Source organism: Streptomyces sp. NPDC004629, from assembly GCF_042873595.1.
Classification (GTDB): domain Bacteria; phylum Actinomycetota; class Actinomycetes; order Streptomycetales; family Streptomycetaceae; genus Streptomyces.
In genome coordinates this window covers 16738-34896 of record NZ_JBIALO010000043.1, presented here as the reverse complement: position 1 = coordinate 34896, position 18159 = coordinate 16738, and the positions used below count along the sequence as shown (strand labels likewise).

Genomic DNA, 18159 nt, shown 5'->3' with positions numbered 1-18159 from the left:
GGCAGTGCTTTCGTGTGACGATCGTAGGCCCGTATGGACGGCTCGAATGCCAGGGCGGTGGTAGTGTGCGCGCTTCGCTGATTCAGATCGCCGTAGACGAGGACGAATCGGTCGAATCCCGTAGGCGGCGGATGGCCGCGGCGGTACGGGAGCAGGCAGGGGCCGATCTCGTCGTGCTCCCCGAGCTGTGGACGACGGGCGCCTTCGCGTACGAGAAGTTCGGGACCGAGGCCGAACCGCTCGACGGACCGACGTACGAGGCGATGGCGAAGGCCGCCGGCGACGCGGGCGTCTGGCTGCACGCGGGCTCCATCCCGGAACGGGACCCCGAAGGCACCCTCTACAACACCTCTCTCGTCTTCTCCCCCTCCGGCGACCTGGCCGCCGCCTACCGCAAGATCCACCGCTTCGGCTTCGACAAGGGCGAGGCCGTGCTGATGGGCGCGGGGCGGGAGCCGGTGACGGTCCGGCTGCCGCAGACCGTCCTCGGCGTGGCCACCTGCTACGACCTGCGCTTCCCCGAACTCTTCCGCGCCCTCGTCGACGCCGGAGCCGAGACCCTGGTGATCCCGGCCGGCTGGCCCGAGCGCCGCCGCGCGCACTGGACGCTGCTGGCCCGGGCGCGGGCGGTCGAGAACCAGGCGTTCGTGCTCGCGTGTGGAACGGCCGGGACGCATGCGGGAGTTCCCCAGGCGGGTCACTCGATCGTGGTGGATCCCTGGGGCGACGTACTCGCGGAGGCGGGGCCCGGCGAGCAGGTCCTCACCGTGGACTTCGACCCGGCGCAGGTGGCCACGACCAGGGACCGGTTCCCGGCCCTGAAGGACCGGGTCCTCGGCCTCGATCCGCCAACGCGTCCCTGAACCCCCTGCACCTCTGCATGCCGCGCACTTCTGCACGCCCTGCGCCCCTTGGCATGCCGTCGGCCCTAGCCGTCCGCGCGTTCCTTCTCCGCCAGGTGGATCACGCACACCGTCACCGCGATCAGCAGCGCCGCGTCCGCGTCCTCGCGCACCACGTCGACGCCGTACGTCTCGCGCAGATGCAGCCACCGCCGGGAGATCACCGCGAGCAGTTCCCCGTCGTACTCGACGGCGAACTCCCGGTCGAGGATCTTGCCGCTGACGTCCAGTTCGGTGCCGTCCGCCAGGGACACCCGGTAGTGGTTGCGCAGCAGGGACAGCCGCTTGCGCCGGACGGTCGCCAGCGGCTCACCGCCCCGCTCGATGACCATGGTGTCCCTGAGCGCGAACATCTTCTGGCGGATGTCGACGAGCACGCGCCCGTGCGTGTCCTTCAGCTCGAAGGTGTCCCGCAGGCGCATCGCCTTGCCGTCGACGAGGAACACCTTGGAGCCGTGCTCGTCCTCGATCCAGTAGTCGTCACCGATGCCCAGCAGCCGGTCGCGTACGAGGAATCTCATGCTCCTAGCGCTTCCCCGGCGGCGCGTTTGACACGCCGTCCGTAGTCCGACGGGCGGCGTGTCGGACGCGCCGGTGCCGGCCGGCACGGACGTTGGTCAGATGCCGTAGCCGTCGGTGTAGCCGTCACCGTGGTGACGATGGTGGTGCCGCTCTTCTTCCACGACGGTGGCCGAGGGCGGCACCACCACGCGGCGGCGACGGGCGATGCTGGTGAACGTGACGGTACCGATCAGCCCGACGATCATCAGGATGAAGCCCACCAGAGGGACGTTGACCCCTGCCAGGTGCCAGTCGGTCGCGAACGCGAGGATCGCTCCGACGGCGATGAGGACGATGCAGCCACCGAGGCCCATGAGGTGCCTCCCCTTCCGGTCCGGTCTCCGGGGTCGTTCCGGATGACATCGGGTACCCGGGGCCGCTCCGGGCATGCCGCCGCCCGACCGGTGGCCGCGTGACCGGATCACGACGGCCGACGCTCCCGGGGAGCAGTACTCCGGGAGCCGGCGTCGGGTGGAAGGTCACTGCTCCAGGAATGCGACCAGGGCGTTGGCCAGGAGGTGCGGGTCGTCGGCGCCGCACAGTTCGCGGGCGCTGTGCATCGACAGGATCGCCACGCCGATGTCCACCGTCCTGATGCCGTGCCGGGCGGCGGTGATGGGGCCGATGGTGGTGCCGCAGGGCATCGAGTTGTTGGAGACGAAGGACTGGAAGGGGACGCCGGCCTTCTCGCAGGCGGCGGCGAACACCGCACGGCCCGAACCGTCCGTGGCGTACCGGTTGTTGACGTTGACCTTGAGGATCGGCCCGCCGTTGACGCGCGGGTGGTGCGTCGGGTCGTGGCGCTCCGGGTAGTTGGGGTGGACGGCGTGACCGGTGTCGGAGGAGAGGCAGACGGTGCCCGCGAAGGACCGGGCGCGGTCCTCGTAGCCGCCGCCGCGTGCGAACACCGAGCGTTCCAGTACGGAGCCGAGCAGCGGCCCGTCCGCGCCGGTGTCCGACTGCGAGCCGTTCTCCTCGTGGTCGAAGGCGGCCAGGACCGGGATGTGGGCCAGGTCGCGCCCGGAGCCGGCGGCGGCCGTCAGCGCGGCGATGCCCGCGTGCACGGACAGCAGGTTGTCCATGCGCGGACCCGCGACCAGCTCCCGGTCCCGGCCCAGGTAGGCGGGCGGTTCCACGGAGTGCGTCATCAGGTCCCAGCCGGTGACCGCACCGGCGGGCAGCCCGCACTCGTCCTCCAGGAAGGAGATCAGGTCGCCGCCGCGCACGGCGTCGCTCAGACCCCACACCGGCTGGAGGTGGCGCTGCTTGTCGAGCTTGAGCCCTTCGGCGGTCACCGAGCGGTCGAGGTGGATGGCGAGCTGCGGCACCCGCAGCAGCGGCCGGTCGACGTTGACGAGGCGGGTCGAGCCGTCCCGCAGCGTCAGCCGGCCCGCGATGCCGAGGTCGCGGTCGAGCCAGGAGTTGAGCAGCGGCCCGCCGTAGATCTCCACGGCGACCTGGCGCCAGCCGTGCGCGCCGCTGTCCGGCAGCGGCTTGACCCGCAGGTTGGGCGAGTCGGTGTGGGCGCCGACGATCCGGTACGGCGTGTGCGGGGCGGCGCCCTCCGGGACGTACCAGGCCACGATCGCCCCGCCGCGCAGCACGAACTTGCCGCCGGCCGTCCCGTCCCAGCCGTCCGTCTCCGCGACCTGCCTGAAGCCGGCCTTCTCCAGCCGCTCGGCGGCGTTGGCCACGGCGTGGTACGGCGAAGGGCTCGCGCTGAGGAAGGACATCAGGTCGTCGGTGTGGCCGCGGTCGAAGCGGGATGGTTCGCTCATGGGTTCACTTTAACGACGTGCGTGGGCCCGCTCTCCCGGTCGGGAGGGCGGGCCCAGGCGGGTGAAGTGGCGGGTGAGGCCGCTGATGCGGCCGTCGGCCAGAGGGCCGCCTCGTCCAATGCTGTCGTCGGCTAGAAGGCGGCCTCGTCCAATGCTGTCGTCGGCTAGAAGGCGGCCTCGTCCCATGCGGCCGTCGGCTAGAAGGCGGCCTCGTCCAGCTCCATCAGGTCGAGGCCGACGTTCTCGGAGACCTTGCGGGCCAGGGTGACGCCGGGCAGGACGTTGGCCGCGAAGAACTTCGCCGCCGCGATCTTGCCCTGGTAGAACGCCTTGTCCTTGGCGGCGGCGGTCTCCAGCTTCTCGGCGGCGACCGCGGCGCCGCGCAGCAGCAGATAGCCGACGATCACGTCGCCGGAGGCGAGCAGCAGGCGGGTGGTGTTCAGGCCGACCTTGTAGATGTTCTTGACGTCCCGCTCGGTGGCGGCGAGATCGGTGAGCATCAGACCGACGATCGCCTCCAGCTCCACGGCCGCCTTGGCGAGGTGCTCACGGGCGCCGGCCAGCTCCTCGCCGCCGGTGGCGAGGGCCAGGAACTTCTTGATGTCCTCGGCGAGCGAGTTCAGCGCGGCGCCCTGGTTGCGGACGATCTTCCGGAAGAAGAAGTCCTGGCCCTGGATCGCGGTGGTGCCCTCGTACAGGGTGTCGATCTTGGCGTCGCGGATGTACTGCTCGATCGGGTACTCCTGAAGGAAGCCCGAGCCGCCGAAGGTCTGCAGCGACTGGGCGAGCTGCTCGTAGCCCTTCTCGGAGCCGTAGCCCTTGACGATCGGCAGGAGCAGGTCGTTCAGGGCGTGCTCGGCGGAGGCGTCCTCGCCGTTCGCCTCCTTGACGGCGATCGCGTCCTGGACCGCGGCGGTGTGCAGCACGAGGGCGCGCATGCCCTCCGCGTACGCCTTCTGTGTCATCAGCGAGCGGCGCACGTCGGGGTGGTGGGTGATGGTGACCTTGGGCGCGGCCTTGTCCATGAAGTTCGCCAGGTCGGGGCCCTGGACGCGCTCCTTGGCGTACTCCAGCGCGTTGAGGTAGCCGGTGGAGAGCGTGGAGATCGCCTTCGTGCCGACCATCATGCGGGCGAACTCGATGATGCGGAACATCTGGCGGATGCCGTCGTGCCTGTCGCCGATCAGCCAGCCCTTGGCCGGGTGCCGGTCGCCGAAGGTCATCTCGCAGGTGTTGGACGCCTTGAGGCCCATCTTGTGCTCGACGTTCGTGGCGTAGACGCCGTTGCGCTCGCCCAGCTCGCCGGTCTCGACGTCGAAGAGGTACTTCGGGACGAGGAAGAGGGACAGGCCCTTGGTGCCGGCGCCCGCGCCCTCGGGGCGGGCCAGGACGTAGTGGAGGATGTTCTCCTCCATGTCGTGCTCACCGGAGGTGATGAAGCGCTTCACGCCTTCGATGTGCCAGGAGCCGTCCTCCTGCTGGATCGCCTTGGTGCGGCCGGCGCCGACGTCCGAGCCCGCGTCGGGCTCGGTGAGGACCATGGTGGAACCCCAGGTCTTCTCGACCGCGATCCGGGCGATCCTCCGCTGCTCCTCGGTGCCCTCGTCGAAGAGGATGCGGGCGAACGCCGGGCCGGAGGAGTACATCCACACCGCCGGGTTGGCGCCGAGGATCAGTTCGGCGTACGCCCAGATCAGTGACGGGGGAGCCGTGGTGCCGCCGATCTCCTCGGGCAGGCCGAGGCGCCAGTACTCGGAGTCCATGAAGGCCCGGTAGCTCTTCTTGAAGGAGGCCGGGACGGGCGCGGTGTTGGTCTCGGGGTCGAAGACGGGCGGGTTGAGGTCGGCGTCCGCGAACGACTCGGCCAGTTCGTTCTCGGCGAGCCGGGTCAGCTCTTCGAGGATGCTCCTGGCGGTGTCCGCGTCCATCTCGGCGAACGGGCCCGTTCCGTACAGCTTGTCCCGGCCGAGTACTTCGAAGAGGTTGAATTCGATGTCGCGGAGGTTCGACTTGTAGTGCCCCATGGTGACGGCTCCGTATCGGACTCGGCGAGGCACTGACTCCTCGCATCTGGTTCACATACCAACAAGTAGCTACGATGATGCTACCCGTCGGTAATAACAAGCAACCCCTGCTGGGCCAAGTGTGAGCTAGTCGCCGACGGTCAGTCGCCGACGGTGGGCGAGGATCGACGGTGCGGTGCCGTTGTGGCTCGTCGCGCGCCATCGTGCGCCTGCCGTCCGTCGTCTGCGGCGCCGTCGTGGCCGGTCGCGCAGTTCCCCGCGCCCCTTCGGGGGCATTTGCCGGCTGTTGGCTGCGGCGCCGTCGTGGCTGATTGCGCAGTTCCTCGTGCCCCACTGGGGGTGGTGTTGGGTGGGTGGGGAACGGTTGGTGGTCCTGCTGGGGGTGCGTGGGGGTCGGTACGCTTGCGGGCATGTACGGATACGGCCAGCCCATGGACGGGGGCGCCGCGCAGCAGCAGTACGCCCCGCCGCAGCAGCAGATGCCCGGCGGGTACGGGCAGCAGCCGCCGCTCTACCCGGAGCCGTCCCCGCCCTCGCTCGCGGACGCGGTGCGTGCGTTCACCACCGGCCAGATGGCCGCCGAGGACTTCCAGCAGGTGTTCGCCACGTCCAAGGTCTACTGCCCGCGCGGCGACAACCCCGGCTTCCTCGCCCTGCACAACACCCAGCAGCCGGTGATCCCGATGTTCACCTCGCTCAAGGAGCTGCGCCGGTACGCGGGCAAGGAGTCCAAGTACTTCGTGATCACCGGCGCCGAGGTGATCGACCTGCTGCCGACCGGCTACGGCTTCGTCCTGGACATGGAGGGCGAGCACCGGATGGTCTTCGACGCCAAGGCGGTCGAGCAGATGGTCGACTTCGCCATGCGCCGCATGTACGGCTGACGACCGGCCGATCAGCGCCGCACCCGTGCGAGCCCGGAGGGAATTCCCTCCGGGCTTTCTCCGTTGGGGGTGGCAGAAAGTTCAACGCTCAACTAAAGTGACCGCACAAGGAGGTACCGACATGCCTGCAGTGACCGTCGAGAACCCGCTGACGCTGCCCCGTGTGGCCGCGCCCGCCGACGCGGTGGCCCGTCCCGTGCTCACCGTCACGACCGCGCCGAGCGGTTTCGAGGGCGAGGGCTTCCCGGTGCGCCGGGCCTTCGCCGGGATCAACTACCGCCATCTGGATCCGTTCATCATGATGGATCAGATGGGTGAGGTGGAGTACGCGCCCGGCGAGCCCAAGGGTACGCCCTGGCATCCGCACCGGGGCTTCGAGACCGTCACGTACATCATCGACGGGATCTTCGACCACCAGGACTCCAACGGTGGTGGCGGCACCATCACCAACGGCGACACCCAGTGGATGACCGCGGGCTCGGGCCTCCTGCACATCGAGGCGCCGCCCGAGGCGCTGGTCGTGTCCGGCGGCCTGTTCCACGGGCTCCAGCTGTGGGTGAACCTCCCCGCCAAGGACAAGATGATGGCCCCGCGGTACCAGGACATCCGCGCCGGCAGTGTCCAGCTGCTCACCAGTTCCGACGGCGGCGCGCTGCTGCGGGTCATCGCCGGTGAGCTGGACGGCCACGCCGGTCCCGGCATCACGCACACGCCGATCACCATGGTCCATGCGACGCTGGCGCCGGGAGCGGAGATCACCCTGCCGTGGCGGGAGGACTTCAACGGTCTCGCGTACGTGCTGGCGGGCCGCGGCACCGTCGGCGCCGAGCGCCGGCCGGTCCAGCTGGGCCAGACCGCCGTCTTCGGCGCGGGTGGCGCGCTGACCGTCCGCGCGGACGAGAAGCAGGACTCCCACACGCCGGACCTGGAGGTCGTGCTGCTCGGCGGGCAGCCGATCCGGGAGCCGATGGCCCACTACGGTCCGTTCGTCATGAACACCAAGGACGAGCTGATGCAGGCCTTCGAGGACTTCCAGAAGGGGCGGCTCGGCACCGTGCCGGCCGTGCACGGGATGACCGAGGCCGGTCCGCAGGACTGACCGGAGCGCCGGCCGGGGCCCGTTCCGGCCGGCGGCTCGGGGGTGCGGACGGGTGCTCCGTGTCCGTATCCCCCGGTGTCATGTCTGTTCCTGCAGTTCGAACCAGATGCTTTTGCTCTCGCCGCGTGGGGTGACGCCCCATGCGTCGGCGAGCAGTTCGATCAGGAGCAGGCCGCGGCCGGAGGAGGCCAGTTCGCCGGGGCGGCGCCGGTGCGGGAGGTCGTCGCCGGCGTCCGTGACCTCCACCCGCAGCCGACGCCGGTCCGGCCCGCCGCCGACCTCGGCGAGCAGCAGCGCGTCCGCGTCGGTGTGCAGGAGCACGTTGGTGAGCATCTCGGAGACCAGGAGCACCGCGGAGTCGACCTGTTCGGCCGAGGCCCAGTCGTGCAGCAGTCCGCGCACGTGCCGGCGGGCCTCGGCGATCCGCTCCGGTTCGGTCTGCGCCACGGCCAGCAGCGTGCGGCGGACCGTCGGCCGGATGAGGGGGGCGCCGTCCGTGCCGGCCTCGGCCGCCCGGTGCACGAGCAGCAGGGCGATGTCGTCCTCGCGCCGGTCGGCCAGCGGCCCGGTGGTGTGGTGGGAGGACGGCCCGTGGACGCCCTGTACCAGGGCGTCGGCGAGCGATTCCAGGTCGCCGTCGTGCTCCTCCAGGATGGTGCGGATGCGCTGCCAGCCGCTGTCCATGTCATGGCCGCCGGTCTCGATCAGACCGTCGGTGCAGATCACCATGGTCTCGCCCGGCTCCAGCACGAAGCGGGTCGTCGGATAGTCGGCGTCCGGGTCGATGCCCAGCGGCAGTCCGCCCGCGGTCGGCCGGGTCATCACCGTCTTGTCCGCCATGCGTATCGCCGGGTCCGGATGCCCGGCGCGGGCGATCTCCAGGGCTCCGGACACCGGGTCCGCCTCCACATACAGACAGGTCGCGAAGCGCAGGTCGGTGGCGTCGTCGGTGCCGGTGGTGATGCCGTGCAGGAAGCGGGAGGCCCGGGAGAGGACCGCGTCCGGGCGGTGGCCCTCGCAGGCGTAGGCGCGCAGCGCGATCCGCAGTTGTCCCATGAGCCCGGCCGCCCGCACGTCGTGCCCCTGTACGTCCCCGATGACCAGCGCGTATCTGCCGCCTCCGGGCTGGTCCCGTGAGCTGCCGCCGGGCAGCGGGATGATGTCGTACCAGTCGCCGCCGACCTGGAGTCCGCCGCCGGTGGGGATGTAGCGGGCGGCCACGGTCAGGCCGGGCACCTCCGGGCCCAGGTCGGGCAGCATGGAGCGTTGAAGGCTGTCGGTCAGCTCCCGCTCCGAGTCGGCGGCCTCGGCCCTGGACAGCGCCTGGGCGAGCATGCGGGCCACCGTCGTCAGCACGGACCGTTCGTCGGGGGTGAAGGCGACCGGGTAGGTGAAGGCCGCCAGCCAGGCGCCCATCGTGCGGCCGCCGGCCGTCAGCGGCAGGAATGCCCAGGACCGGCGGCCGAACGGCTCGGCGAGCGGCCAGGTGACCGGGTAGCGGGTGCGGTACTGCTCCGGTGAGGACAGATAGACGGCGCGGCCGGTGCGCACCACCTCGGTGGCCGGGTAGTCGGTGTCCAGCGGCATGTTGAAGAAGGGCGCCTCGTCGCCCAGCTGCTGCCCGTGGTGGCCGATGATCGTCAGGTGGTCGCCGACCCTGGCGAAGACCGCGAGACCGTCCGGCGAGAAGCCCGGCATCGACAGTCCCGCCGCGACCCGCAGCACCTCCGCCGTGGACGGGGCCTCGGCGAGCGCTCGGCCGGCGTCCAGCAGGAAGGCCTCCCGGGAGCGCCGCCAGTCGCCGTGCACGGCGCGCCGCCCCGCGGGGGTGCCGGGGGTCGGCTCGGTGACCTCCTGGAGGGTGCCGATCAGATCGAAGGTCTGCCGTTCGGCGTCGAAGGACGGCTTGGACCGGCTGCGTACGGTGCGTACGACCCGGCCCCGCTCGTCCATGATCCGGATCCGTACCTCGGCGAGGGTGTCCTCGGCGACGGCGAGCCGGACGACCCCGGTGATCTCGTTCCAGTCGACGGGGTGCAGCCGTGCCCGGGTCTGGGCCTGGGTGAGGGTGGCGGGCTCGGCGGGCAGTCCCAGCAGGCGAGCGGACTCCGCGTCCACGGTGACCAGCCCGGTGGCGGTGTCCCAGTGCCACAGCCCGGTCGCGAGCGTGGTGAGGACGTGCTCCACCGCGGGCATGGGATCACCGGTACGCATTGCCCCACTCTAAGAAGAAGTGATCGAAAAGTGCCAGCGGCCATCGATCGGTCGCCGGCTCCGAAACGATGGGGAGTCGGTCTTGGCTCGCCCGGTAGGCTTGGGGAGAGTTTCACGTGAAACGAGCCCCCGATCCGCGAAGGCTGGATGAACGACGATGCATCGGTACAGGTCCCACACCTGCGGCGAGCTCCGCGCCTCTGACGTCGGCACCGACGTTCGGCTGAGTGGCTGGCTGCACAATCGGCGCGACCTGGGCGGCATCCTCTTCATCGATCTGCGCGACCACTACGGCATCACTCAGCTCGTCGCCCGCCCCGGGACCGAGTCGTACGAGGCGCTGGACAAGCTCTCCAAGGAGACGGTCGTCCGGGTCGACGGCAGGGTCGTCTCGCGCGGTGCAGAGAACGTGAACCCGGATCTGCCGACCGGTGAGGTCGAGATCGAGGTCGGGGCGGTCGAGGTGCTGGGCGCGGCGGCCCCCCTCCCCTTCACCATCAATACGGAGGACGGGGTCAACGAGGAGCGGCGTCTGGAGTACCGCTTCCTGGACCTGCGCCGCGAGCGCATGCACCGCAACATCATGCTGCGTACGTCGGTCATCTCCGCGATCCGCCACAAGATGGTGGCGATGGGCTTCAACGAGATGGCGACGCCGATCCTGTCGGCCACCTCCCCCGAGGGCGCCCGCGACTTCGTCGTGCCGTCCCGGCTGCACCCGGGGAAGTTCTACGCCCTGCCGCAGGCGCCCCAGCAGTTCAAGCAGCTGCTGATGATCTCCGGCTTCGACCGCTACTTCCAGATCGCGCCCTGCTTCCGCGACGAAGACGCCCGTGCGGACCGCTCGCCGGGCGAGTTCTACCAGCTCGACGTCGAGATGAGCTTCGTCGAGCAGGAGGACGTCTTCCAGCCGATCGAGAAGCTGATGACGGAGCTGTTCGAGGAGTTCGGCGGCGGCCGTCATGTCACCTCCCCCTTCCCGCGCGTCCCGTTCCGCGAGGCGATGCTCAAGTACGGCTCCGACAAGCCGGACCTGCGCGCCAAGCTGGAACTGGCCGACATCACCGACGTCTTCGAGGGCTCGGAGTTCAAGGCGTTCGCGGGCAAGCACGTGCGTGCCCTGCCGGTGCCGGACGTGGCCGCGCAGCCCCGCAAGTTCTTCGACCAGCTCGGCGAGTTCGCCGTCGCGCAGGGCGCCCAGGGCCTGGCGTGGGTGCGGGTCGCCGAGGACGGGTCCCTGTCCGGCCCGATCGCCAAGTTCCTCACCGAGGAGAACGTCGGCGAGCTGACCAAGCGCCTGTCGCTGGCGGCCGGCCACGCCGTGTTCTTCGGCGCGGGCGAGTTCGACGAGGTCTCGAAGATCATGGGCGCCGTGCGGGTCGAGGCCGCCAAGCGTGCCGGGCAGTTCGAGGAGAACGTCTTCCGCTTCTGCTGGATCGTCGACTTCCCGATGTACGAGAAGGACGAGGAGACCGGCGCGATCGACTTCTCGCACAACCCGTTCTCCATGCCGCAGGGCGGCCTTGAGGCCCTGGAGACCCAGGACCCGCTGGACATCCTCGGCTGGCAGTACGACATCGTCTGCAACGGCGTCGAGCTGTCCTCCGGTGCCATCCGGAACCACGAACCGGAGATCATGCTCAAGGCCTTCGAGATCGCGGGCTACGACCGCGAGACGGTGGAGGAGAAGTTCGCGGGCATGCTCCGCGCCTTCCGCTTCGGCGCCCCGCCGCACGGCGGCATCGCCCCGGGCGTCGACCGCATCGTCATGCTCCTCGCGGACGAGCCGAACATCCGCGAGACGATCTCCTTCCCGCTCAACGGCAACGCCCAGGACCTGATGATGGGCGCGCCGACCGAGCTGGAGGAGGCCCGGCTGAAGGAGCTGCACCTGTCGGTGCGCAAGCCGCAGCCGAAGTAGTCACACTGCGTCAAGGGCCGGAAACCACCGTCGGTTTCCGGCCCTTGTGCCGTTTCCGGAGGCCGAGACGGGGCCCACGGAACCGTCCCACCGGCTCCGTGGGCCCCGTCGGTGACGCATGCCGCCGGTGTCCCGCTCGCGTCCGCTCGCCCTGCCGCTGCTCGCTACCCGGCTTCGCCGCCGAAGCGCTCCTTGTAGGTCTCCAGGTCGTCGTCCGTGAGCTTGGCGAACAGAACCGGCGGGACGGTGAAGGGGGTGCCGGCGGGCACCGAGGCGAGCGCGCGGGCCTCGTCCTCGGTGACCCAGGCCGCCGTGTCGTCCGGCAGGGAGAAGGCCGCGCGCATGGCGGCCGACGCCGACGGGATGAGCGGTTCCGAGACCACCGCGTACAGGTGGATCAGGTTCATCGCCGTGCGCAGCGTGAGGGCCGCGCCGTCCTTGTCGGTCTTGATCTCCAGCCAGGGGGCCTTCTCCTCCAGGTAGGAGTTGCCCGCCGACCACAGGGCGCGCAGCGCCGCCGCTGCCTTGCGGAACTGGAGCGCCTCCATGTGCTCCTCGTACTCGGCGAGCAGGCGGGCGATCTCCGTACCGAGCTTCGTCTCCGCCTCACCGGGCTCGCCGCCCGCCGGGACCTGCTCGCCGAAGCGCTTCTTCGAGAACGACAGCACACGGTTGACGAAGTTGCCGAGGGTGTCGGCCAGGTCCTTGTTCACCGTGGCCGTGAAGTGCTCCCAGGTGAAGGACGCGTCGTCCGACTCGGGGGCGTTGGCGATCAGGAAGTAGCGCCAGTAGTCGGCCGGAAGGATCTCCAGGGCCTGGTCCGTGAAGACGCCCCGCTTCTGCGAGGTGGAGAACTTCCCGCCGTAGTACGTCAGCCAGTTGAACGCCTTGACGTAGTCGACCTTCTTCCACGGCTCGCGGACGCCGAGTTCGGTGGCCGGGAACATCACCGTGTGGAACGGGACGTTGTCCTTCGCCATGAACTCGGTGTAGCGGACGTCCGTGTCGACGTCGTACCACCACGACTTCCAGTCACGGCTCTCCGGGTCCAGGTCCGACCACTCCTTCGTCGCGCCGATGTACTCGATCGGGGCGTCGAACCAGACGTAGAAGACCTTGCCCTCCGCCGCCAGCTCCGGCCAGGTGTCGGCCGGGACCGGTACACCCCAGTCCAGGTCGCGGGTGATCGCGCGGTCGTGCAGGCCCTCGGTCAGCCACTTGTGGGCGATGGAGGACGCCAGGTGCGGCCAGTCCTTGTCATGGCGGGCCACCCACTCGCGGACCTCGCTCTCCAGCTTCGACTGGAGCAGGAAGAGATGCTTGGTCTCGCGGACCTCCAGGTCCGTGGAGCCGGAGATCGCCGAGCGCGGGTTGATCAGATCGGTGGGGTCCAGCACCCGGGTGCAGTTCTCGCACTGGTCGCCGCGGGCCTTGTCGTAGCCGCAGTGGGGGCAGGTGCCCTCCACATAGCGGTCCGGCAGGAAGCGGCCGTCGGCGGGGCTGTACACCTGGCGGATCGCGCGCTCTTCGATGAAGCCGTTCTCGTTGAGCCTGCGGGCGAAGTGCTGGGTGATCTCGACGTTCTGCGCGCTGGAGCTGCGGCCGAAGTAGTCGAAGGCCAGCCCGAAGCCGTCGTAGACCGCCTTCTGCGCGTCGTGCGCCTGGGCGCAGAACTCGGCGACCGGCAGGCCCTGCTCCTTGGCGGCCAGCTCCGCGGGGGTGCCGTGCTCGTCGGTCGCGCAGATGTACAGGACGTCGTGGCCGCGCCGGCGCAGATACCGGGAGTACACGTCCGCCGGGAGCATGGACCCCACCATGTTGCCCAGGTGCTTGATCCCGTTGATGTACGGAAGGGCGCTGGTGATGAGGTGTCGAGCCATCGCGGGCTGCTCCCAAGTCGCTACGTGGGGTGACGGTCGGCCGTTTTGCGGGTCGCTTTCGTCCGTCTACGAACCTTGAAATCGTAGCCGACATGGGTGCGCCGCCCGCCTCCCGTTCTACGGGGTGGAAGCGGGCGGCGCGGGACGGGATGGCCGGGGCGGGGTGGCCCGGCGGGGGTTACGGGCGCCAGCCGGCCAGTACGCCCTCGTAGAGTTCCGCGTCCGTCAGCTCGCGGGGGGTGGGGCCCGCGTGGAAGAAGGACGCGTTGCCGGTCTTCAGCTTGCGGAGGTAGTCGAACGCCTTGTTGTCGTGCTCACCGAAGGCGACGAAGGAGAAGAAGACGGACGGGTGGTTCTTCGCGGCGTTCGCGAGGGCCTGGGTGGCGGGGGTCTTGGCGTCGGGGGCGCCGTCCGTCTGGAACACGACGAGGGTGGGAGTGGTGGCCGCCCCGGACTTCTCGCGGTGGGCGAGTACGGCTTCCACGGCGGCGTGGTAGCTGGTGCGGCCCATGCGGCCGAGGGTCGCGTGAACGTCGTCGATCTTGTTCTCGTGGTCGGTGAGGGTGAGGTCCGCGGTGCCGTCCACCTCCGTGGAGAAGAAGACGACGTGGACCGTGGCCTCGGGGTCGAGCTGGGCGGCGAGGGCGAGGGTCTGCTCGGCGAGGGCCTGGGCGGAGCCGTCCTTGTAGTACGGACGCATGGAGGCGGAGCGGTCGAGCACGAGGTACAGCTTGGCTCGGGTGCCGGTGAGGTTGGCGTTCGCCAGGGCGGCCGCGGCGGGGCGCTGCGCTGTGCCTGAGCCGTTTTCGGTGCCGTCCGTCTCTGCGGCGCCGTCGACCGTCTCGGCTTCGCCTTCGGCGGTTGGGTTCCCAGCGGCACCGCCTGTGCGGGTGTCGTTGTCGGCTGCGGGTGGCCCGCCGTCGGCGGCTACCGGTTCCTTCGGGGCGGCGGCAGTGTCCGTCTCGGCTTCGCCTTCGGCGGTTGGGTTCCCACCGGCACCGCCCGTGCGGGTGTCGTCGTCGGCTGCGGGTGGCCCCACCGGGGCGTCCTCGCCGTCGGCGGCCACCGGTTCCACCGGGGCGGCGGCAGTGTCCGTCTCGGCTTCGCCTTCGGCGGTTGGGTTCCCACCCGCACCGCCCGTGCGGGTGTCGTTGTCGGCTGCGGGTGGCCCCAGCGGGGCGTCCTCGCCGTCGGCGGCCACCGGTTCCACCGGGGCGGCGGCAGTGTCCGTCTCGGCTTCGCCTTCGGCGGTTGGGTTCCCAGCGGCACCGCCCGTGCGGGTGTCGTCGTCGGCTGCGGGTGGCCCCACCGGGGCGTCCTCGCCGTCGGCGGCTACCGGTTCCTTCGGGGTGGCGGCATCCGTCTCGGCTTCGCCTTCGGCGGTCGGGTTCCCAGCGGCACCGCCCGTGCGGGTCTCGTCGTCGGCGGCTACCGGTTCCTCCGGGGTGGCGGCAGGGTCCGTCTCGGCCTCCGGCTGGGACTCGGCCGCAATCGCGACCGGCTCCTCCTCGGCCTTGGTGACCGTCGCCGTCGCCTCCGGCTCGGGATCCTGCGGGGTTTCGGTGTTCGAAGCAGCCACCGACGGCGCCGCCTCGGCCCCGTCGGTCGCCTCAGCCACGTCCGCCGATCCGGTTGCGTCGGTCGCGGCAGTCGCCTCCGCCGTCGGTTCGGCCGTGTCTGCGGAACCAGCGCCCTCGGGCGGCCCATCCCCGTCTGTCGATCCGGCCGCGTCGGTCGGTGGGGTCTCCTGAGGCGGCGTCGTGACGTTGTCGAAGGCCGCTGTTACCAGGTCGTGTTCCGAGGGGGTGGAGCGGCGGGGTTCCGGGACCTGAGCGGGGGCCGGCTGCGGGTCGGCTCCCTGTGCCGCCGGCTCCGGCTCCGGCGCCGCAGGCAGTTGCTGCGCGGGGAACTGGTCCGCACCCTCTGCCGCGGCCGTGGGCCCCTTGCGTGATCGGCCGAATGCGTTCCGCAGGAGAGTGAGAATGCCCATGTGCGCAACCCTTCGCGTGAGTTGATGCCGTCGATCCCTGGCCAGGACGGACACGTAAGGTTAGCGGCCCCAGATGGTGATCTTGGGCAGGGGCGAGGGTCCACGGCCGAGCGCGGCAGCGCGTCGGCGGCTCGCTCCCCAACCCCCTTGAGGCTCCGCGCGATTCACTTTTCGTTCATCTGGAGGCTGTCCGCTCGCACACGCCTGCCCATACCGTCACGCCCATACCAAGGGTTCGCAAGGGGAGAGCAAAATGCGCAATCTGCTGCCGATCATCGGCTCGCATTCGGGCGGGCGTTCCGCCATGACCTGTCGTTTCCGGTGTGGTGACGCCTGCTTCCACGAGGTGCCCAACACCAGCTCGAACGAGTACGTCGGCGATGTCATCGCCGGTGCCCTGAGCCGCCGTGGCGCGCTGCGCGCCGCCGCCGCGGTCACGGTGGCCGCCGCCGCGGGCTCCGCCGTGGTCGCCGGTGCCCCGCAGGCCGCCGCCGTGGACGCGAAGCACGGCAAGCCGGGCAGGCCGGTCAAACCCGGCCGGGCCGCGCGCGGCCTGCGGTTCGAACCGGTCGCCCCGAACACCGCCGACCAGGTCACCGTGCCCGGCGGCTACCGGCAGAACGTCGTCGTCCGGTGGGGCGAGCCCATCCTGCGCGGTGCCCCCGCCTTCGACCCGGAGCGCCAGACGGCCGCCGCGCAGGCCGGTCAGTTCGGCTACAACAACGACTTCCTCGCCCTGCTGCCGGTTCCCGGCGAGCACCGCCGCCAGCTGCTCGTGGCCAACCACGAGTACACGGACGAGATCCTGATGTTCCGCGGCTACGACGCCGCCAACCCCACCCGTGAGCAGGTCGAGATCGCCTGGGCCGCGCACGGTCTGTCGGCCGTCGTCGTGGAGGAGGACCGCAGGAGCGGCAGGCTGACCGTCGTCAACCGGCACCACCTCAACCGGCGGATCACCGCCACCAGCGAGTTCCGGCTCACCGGGCCCGCCGCCGGGTCGAGCCTGCTGAAGACCTCCGCCGACCCGACGGGCCGCAAGGTGCTCGGCACCCTCAACAACTGCTCCGGCGGCACCACCCCGTGGGGCACCACGCTGCACGGCGAGGAGAACTTCAACCAGTACTTCGCCAACGCCAACCGGGACACCGACAAGCGCTACGGCATCGGCACCGGCGAGACCGAGCGCAAGTGGGAGCGCTTCGACAAGCGGTTCGACGTCACGCAGGAGCCCAACGAGGTTCACCGGTTCGGCTACGTCGTCGAGTTCGACCCGTACGACCCCACGTCGACCCCGCGCAAGCGGACCGCCCTCGGCCGGTTCAAGCACGAGGCGGCGACCGTGCGGATGACGCCGGACGGGCGTCCCGTCGTCTACACCGGCGACGACGAGCGGTTCGACTACTTCTACAAGTTCGTCGGCAGCAAGCGGATGCGGCACGGCAACAGCCGTTCCGCCCGCGAGCACAACCTGACGCTGCTGGACGAGGGCACCCTGTACGTCGCGAAGCTCACCGGTGACTCCCCGGCGAGCGAGATCGACGGCAGCGGCACGCTCCCCGCCGACGGCGAGTTCGACGGCCGCGGCACCTGGATCCCGCTGGCCACCGCCACCGCGCACGGCGCCGTCTCGCACGTCGAGGGCATGAGCGCGGAGGAGGTCTTCGTCTTCACGCGGCTCGCCGGTGACAAGGCGGGCGCCACGAAGATGGACCGCCCGGAGGACATCGAGCCGTCGCCGCAGTCCGGCAAGGTGTACGTCGCGCTCACCAACAACACCAACCGCGGCAAGACCGGTTCCCCCGCCGCCGACGAGGCCAACCCGCGCACCAACAACAAGCACGGGCACATCCTCGAACTCACCGAGCGGGGCAACCGGGCCGACGCCACCTCCTTCGGCTGGTCGGTGTTCCTGGTCGCCGGTGACCCCGGCGACCCGGCCACCTACTTCGCGGGCTTCCCGAAGGACCGGGTGAGCCCGATCTCCTGCCCGGACAACGTGGCCTTCGACGCGCACGGCAACCTGTGGATCTCCACCGACGGCAACGCGCTCGGCACGCACGACGGCCTGTTCGGCGTCGCCACCAAGGGTGACCGGCGCGGTGAGCTGAAGCAGTTCCTGACCATGCCGAACGGCGCGGAGACCTGCGGCCCGATCATCCAGGAGCGCCGCGTCCTGGTCGCCGTGCAGCACCCGGGCGAGGTGGACGGGGCGTCCGTGGAGAAGCCGGCGAGCGCCTGGCCGGACGGGGCCGGGAAGATCGTGCGGCCGGCCGTGGTCGCGGTGTGGCGTGCGGACGGCTGCGACATCGGCGTCTGACGGGCCGTGACGTTCGTCGTCCGACGGGGGCGGCGCGACGTCGGCGTTTGACGGGGGCGGCGCGGTGCCGGCGTCTTGCGGGGTGCGGTGCCAGCGTTTGACGGGGGCGCGGTGTCGGCGTCTGGCGCGGCGCGACGTCGGCGTTTGACGGGGGTGGCGCGGTGCCGGCGTCTTGCGGGGCGCGGTGCCAGCGTTTGACGGGCGCGGTGTCGGCGTCTGGCGCGGCGCGACGTCGGCGTTTGACGGGGGCGGCGCGGTGCCGGCGTCTTGCGGGGTGCGGTGTCGGTGTCTTGCGGGGCGCGGGGCGGTGTCGGTGGTTCGGCGGTGTCGGTGCTGGGACGCGATCGCGCGGGCCGCGGCGGCATCCTGGCGCAACGGCTCCAGGACGCCGTCCGCGGTCCGGTGAGGTCCGTACCGGGCCGCGATCAGCGTCTCCGCCCGGCGCACGCCGTCCGCCGGCTCCCCGAGCCCGCGCACGCGCCCGCCAGTTCCCTGAGCCGGTGCTCGTCCTCCGCGGCTCCCTGAGCCGGCGCTCGCTCTCCGCCGCTCCCCGAGCCGGCGGACCACCTGGTCGACCTCGGCGGCG

Annotated in this window: 12 protein-coding genes; 5 read left to right on the top strand and 7 right to left on the bottom strand. The window is 70.7% G+C overall.

Annotation, left to right across the window (positions count from 1 at the left end; genetic code table 11):
* Nucleotides 1-65: 65 nt before the first annotated feature.
* Nucleotides 66-863 carry a carbon-nitrogen family hydrolase gene (locus tag ACFYTE_RS38450; protein WP_388721057.1) on the top strand — a complete coding sequence of 266 codons (798 nt, stop codon included), beginning with the start codon at nt 66-68 and terminating at the stop codon, nt 861-863.
* A gap of 65 nt (nt 864-928) precedes the next feature.
* On the opposite strand, the gene ACFYTE_RS38445 is transcribed toward ACFYTE_RS38450, so the two are convergent.
* The 4 genes from ACFYTE_RS38445 to ACFYTE_RS38430 all read right to left on the bottom strand — a co-directional run bounded on the left by ACFYTE_RS38445 (nt 929) and on the right by ACFYTE_RS38430 (nt 5265).
* Nucleotides 929-1423, bottom strand: coding sequence for an LURP-one-related/scramblase family protein (locus ACFYTE_RS38445; RefSeq protein ID WP_388721054.1), 495 nt, complete (start codon nt 1421-1423; stop codon nt 929-931).
* Between the two features lie 96 nt (nt 1424-1519).
* Nucleotides 1520-1777 (bottom strand): DUF6458 family protein, encoded by a 258-nt coding sequence (locus ACFYTE_RS38440; protein ID WP_388721051.1) that lies wholly within the window; start codon nt 1775-1777, stop codon nt 1520-1522.
* A 165-nt stretch (nt 1778-1942) separates the two neighbouring features.
* Complete coding sequence (locus ACFYTE_RS38435; protein WP_388721048.1) at nt 1943-3241, bottom strand: M18 family aminopeptidase; 1299 nt, start codon at nt 3239-3241, stop codon at nt 1943-1945.
* 197 nt (nt 3242-3438) lie between these two features.
* Complete coding sequence (locus ACFYTE_RS38430; protein ID WP_388721045.1) at nt 3439-5265, bottom strand: acyl-CoA dehydrogenase; 1827 nt, start codon at nt 5263-5265, stop codon at nt 3439-3441.
* 410 nt (nt 5266-5675) lie between these two features.
* Between ACFYTE_RS38430 and ACFYTE_RS38425 the strand changes: the two genes are divergently transcribed.
* Nucleotides 5676-6149, top strand: a complete 474-nt coding sequence (locus ACFYTE_RS38425; protein WP_351731154.1) for an SseB family protein — start codon at nt 5676-5678, stop codon at nt 6147-6149.
* Nucleotides 6150-6270: 121 nt separating this feature from the next.
* Nucleotides 6271-7248 carry a pirin family protein gene (locus ACFYTE_RS38420; RefSeq protein ID WP_388721042.1) on the top strand — a complete coding sequence of 326 codons (978 nt, stop codon included), beginning with the start codon at nt 6271-6273 and terminating at the stop codon, nt 7246-7248.
* Nucleotides 7249-7326: 78 nt separating this feature from the next.
* On the opposite strand, the gene ACFYTE_RS38415 is transcribed toward ACFYTE_RS38420, so the two are convergent.
* The gene (locus ACFYTE_RS38415) at nt 7327-9462 is read right to left on the bottom strand and encodes a SpoIIE family protein phosphatase (RefSeq protein ID WP_388721040.1); all 2136 of its coding nucleotides are present in this window, start codon (nt 9460-9462) and stop codon (nt 7327-7329) included.
* A 157-nt stretch (nt 9463-9619) separates the two neighbouring features.
* On the opposite strand from ACFYTE_RS38415, the gene aspS reads away from it, so the two are divergent.
* A complete protein-coding gene (gene aspS, locus ACFYTE_RS38410; RefSeq protein WP_388721037.1) occupies nt 9620-11383 on the top strand; it encodes an aspartate--tRNA ligase in 1764 nt (587 codons plus the stop codon).
* A 164-nt stretch (nt 11384-11547) separates the two neighbouring features.
* On the opposite strand, the gene metG is transcribed toward aspS, so the two are convergent.
* Nucleotides 11548-13263: a methionine--tRNA ligase gene (gene metG, locus ACFYTE_RS38405; protein WP_388721034.1), complete on the bottom strand. Its 1716-nt coding sequence runs from the start codon at nt 13261-13263 to the stop codon at nt 11548-11550.
* A gap of 178 nt (nt 13264-13441) precedes the next feature.
* On the bottom strand, nt 13442-14881 hold the full coding sequence (locus ACFYTE_RS38400; protein WP_388721031.1) for a VWA domain-containing protein: 1440 nt from the start codon (nt 14879-14881) through the stop codon (nt 13442-13444).
* A gap of 625 nt (nt 14882-15506) precedes the next feature.
* Between ACFYTE_RS38400 and ACFYTE_RS38395 the strand changes: the two genes are divergently transcribed.
* Nucleotides 15507-17573, top strand: a complete 2067-nt coding sequence (locus ACFYTE_RS38395; protein WP_388721028.1) for a PhoX family protein — start codon at nt 15507-15509, stop codon at nt 17571-17573.
* Nucleotides 17574-18159: the final 586 nt, after the last annotated feature.

Bases quoted from the DNA above. Each gene is read 5' to 3' on its own strand.
- aspS (WP_388721037.1), top strand. From the start codon at position 9,620: ATGCATCGGTACAGGTCCCACACCTGCGGCGAGCTCCGCGCCTCTGAC.
- ACFYTE_RS38445 (WP_388721054.1), bottom strand. From the start codon at position 1,423: ATGAGATTCCTCGTACGCGACCGGCTGCTGGGCATCGGTGACGACTAC.
- ACFYTE_RS38395 (WP_388721028.1), top strand. From the start codon at position 15,507: ATGCGCAATCTGCTGCCGATCATCGGCTCGCATTCGGGCGGGCGTTCC.
- ACFYTE_RS38435 (WP_388721048.1), bottom strand. From the start codon at position 3,241: ATGAGCGAACCATCCCGCTTCGACCGCGGCCACACCGACGACCTGATG.
- ACFYTE_RS38415 (WP_388721040.1), bottom strand. From the start codon at position 9,462: ATGCGTACCGGTGATCCCATGCCCGCGGTGGAGCACGTCCTCACCACG.
- ACFYTE_RS38430 (WP_388721045.1), bottom strand. From the start codon at position 5,265: ATGGGGCACTACAAGTCGAACCTCCGCGACATCGAATTCAACCTCTTC.
- ACFYTE_RS38425 (WP_351731154.1), top strand. From the start codon at position 5,676: ATGTACGGATACGGCCAGCCCATGGACGGGGGCGCCGCGCAGCAGCAG.
- ACFYTE_RS38440 (WP_388721051.1), bottom strand. From the start codon at position 1,777: ATGGGCCTCGGTGGCTGCATCGTCCTCATCGCCGTCGGAGCGATCCTC.
- ACFYTE_RS38420 (WP_388721042.1), top strand. From the start codon at position 6,271: ATGCCTGCAGTGACCGTCGAGAACCCGCTGACGCTGCCCCGTGTGGCC.
- metG (WP_388721034.1), bottom strand. From the start codon at position 13,263: ATGGCTCGACACCTCATCACCAGCGCCCTTCCGTACATCAACGGGATC.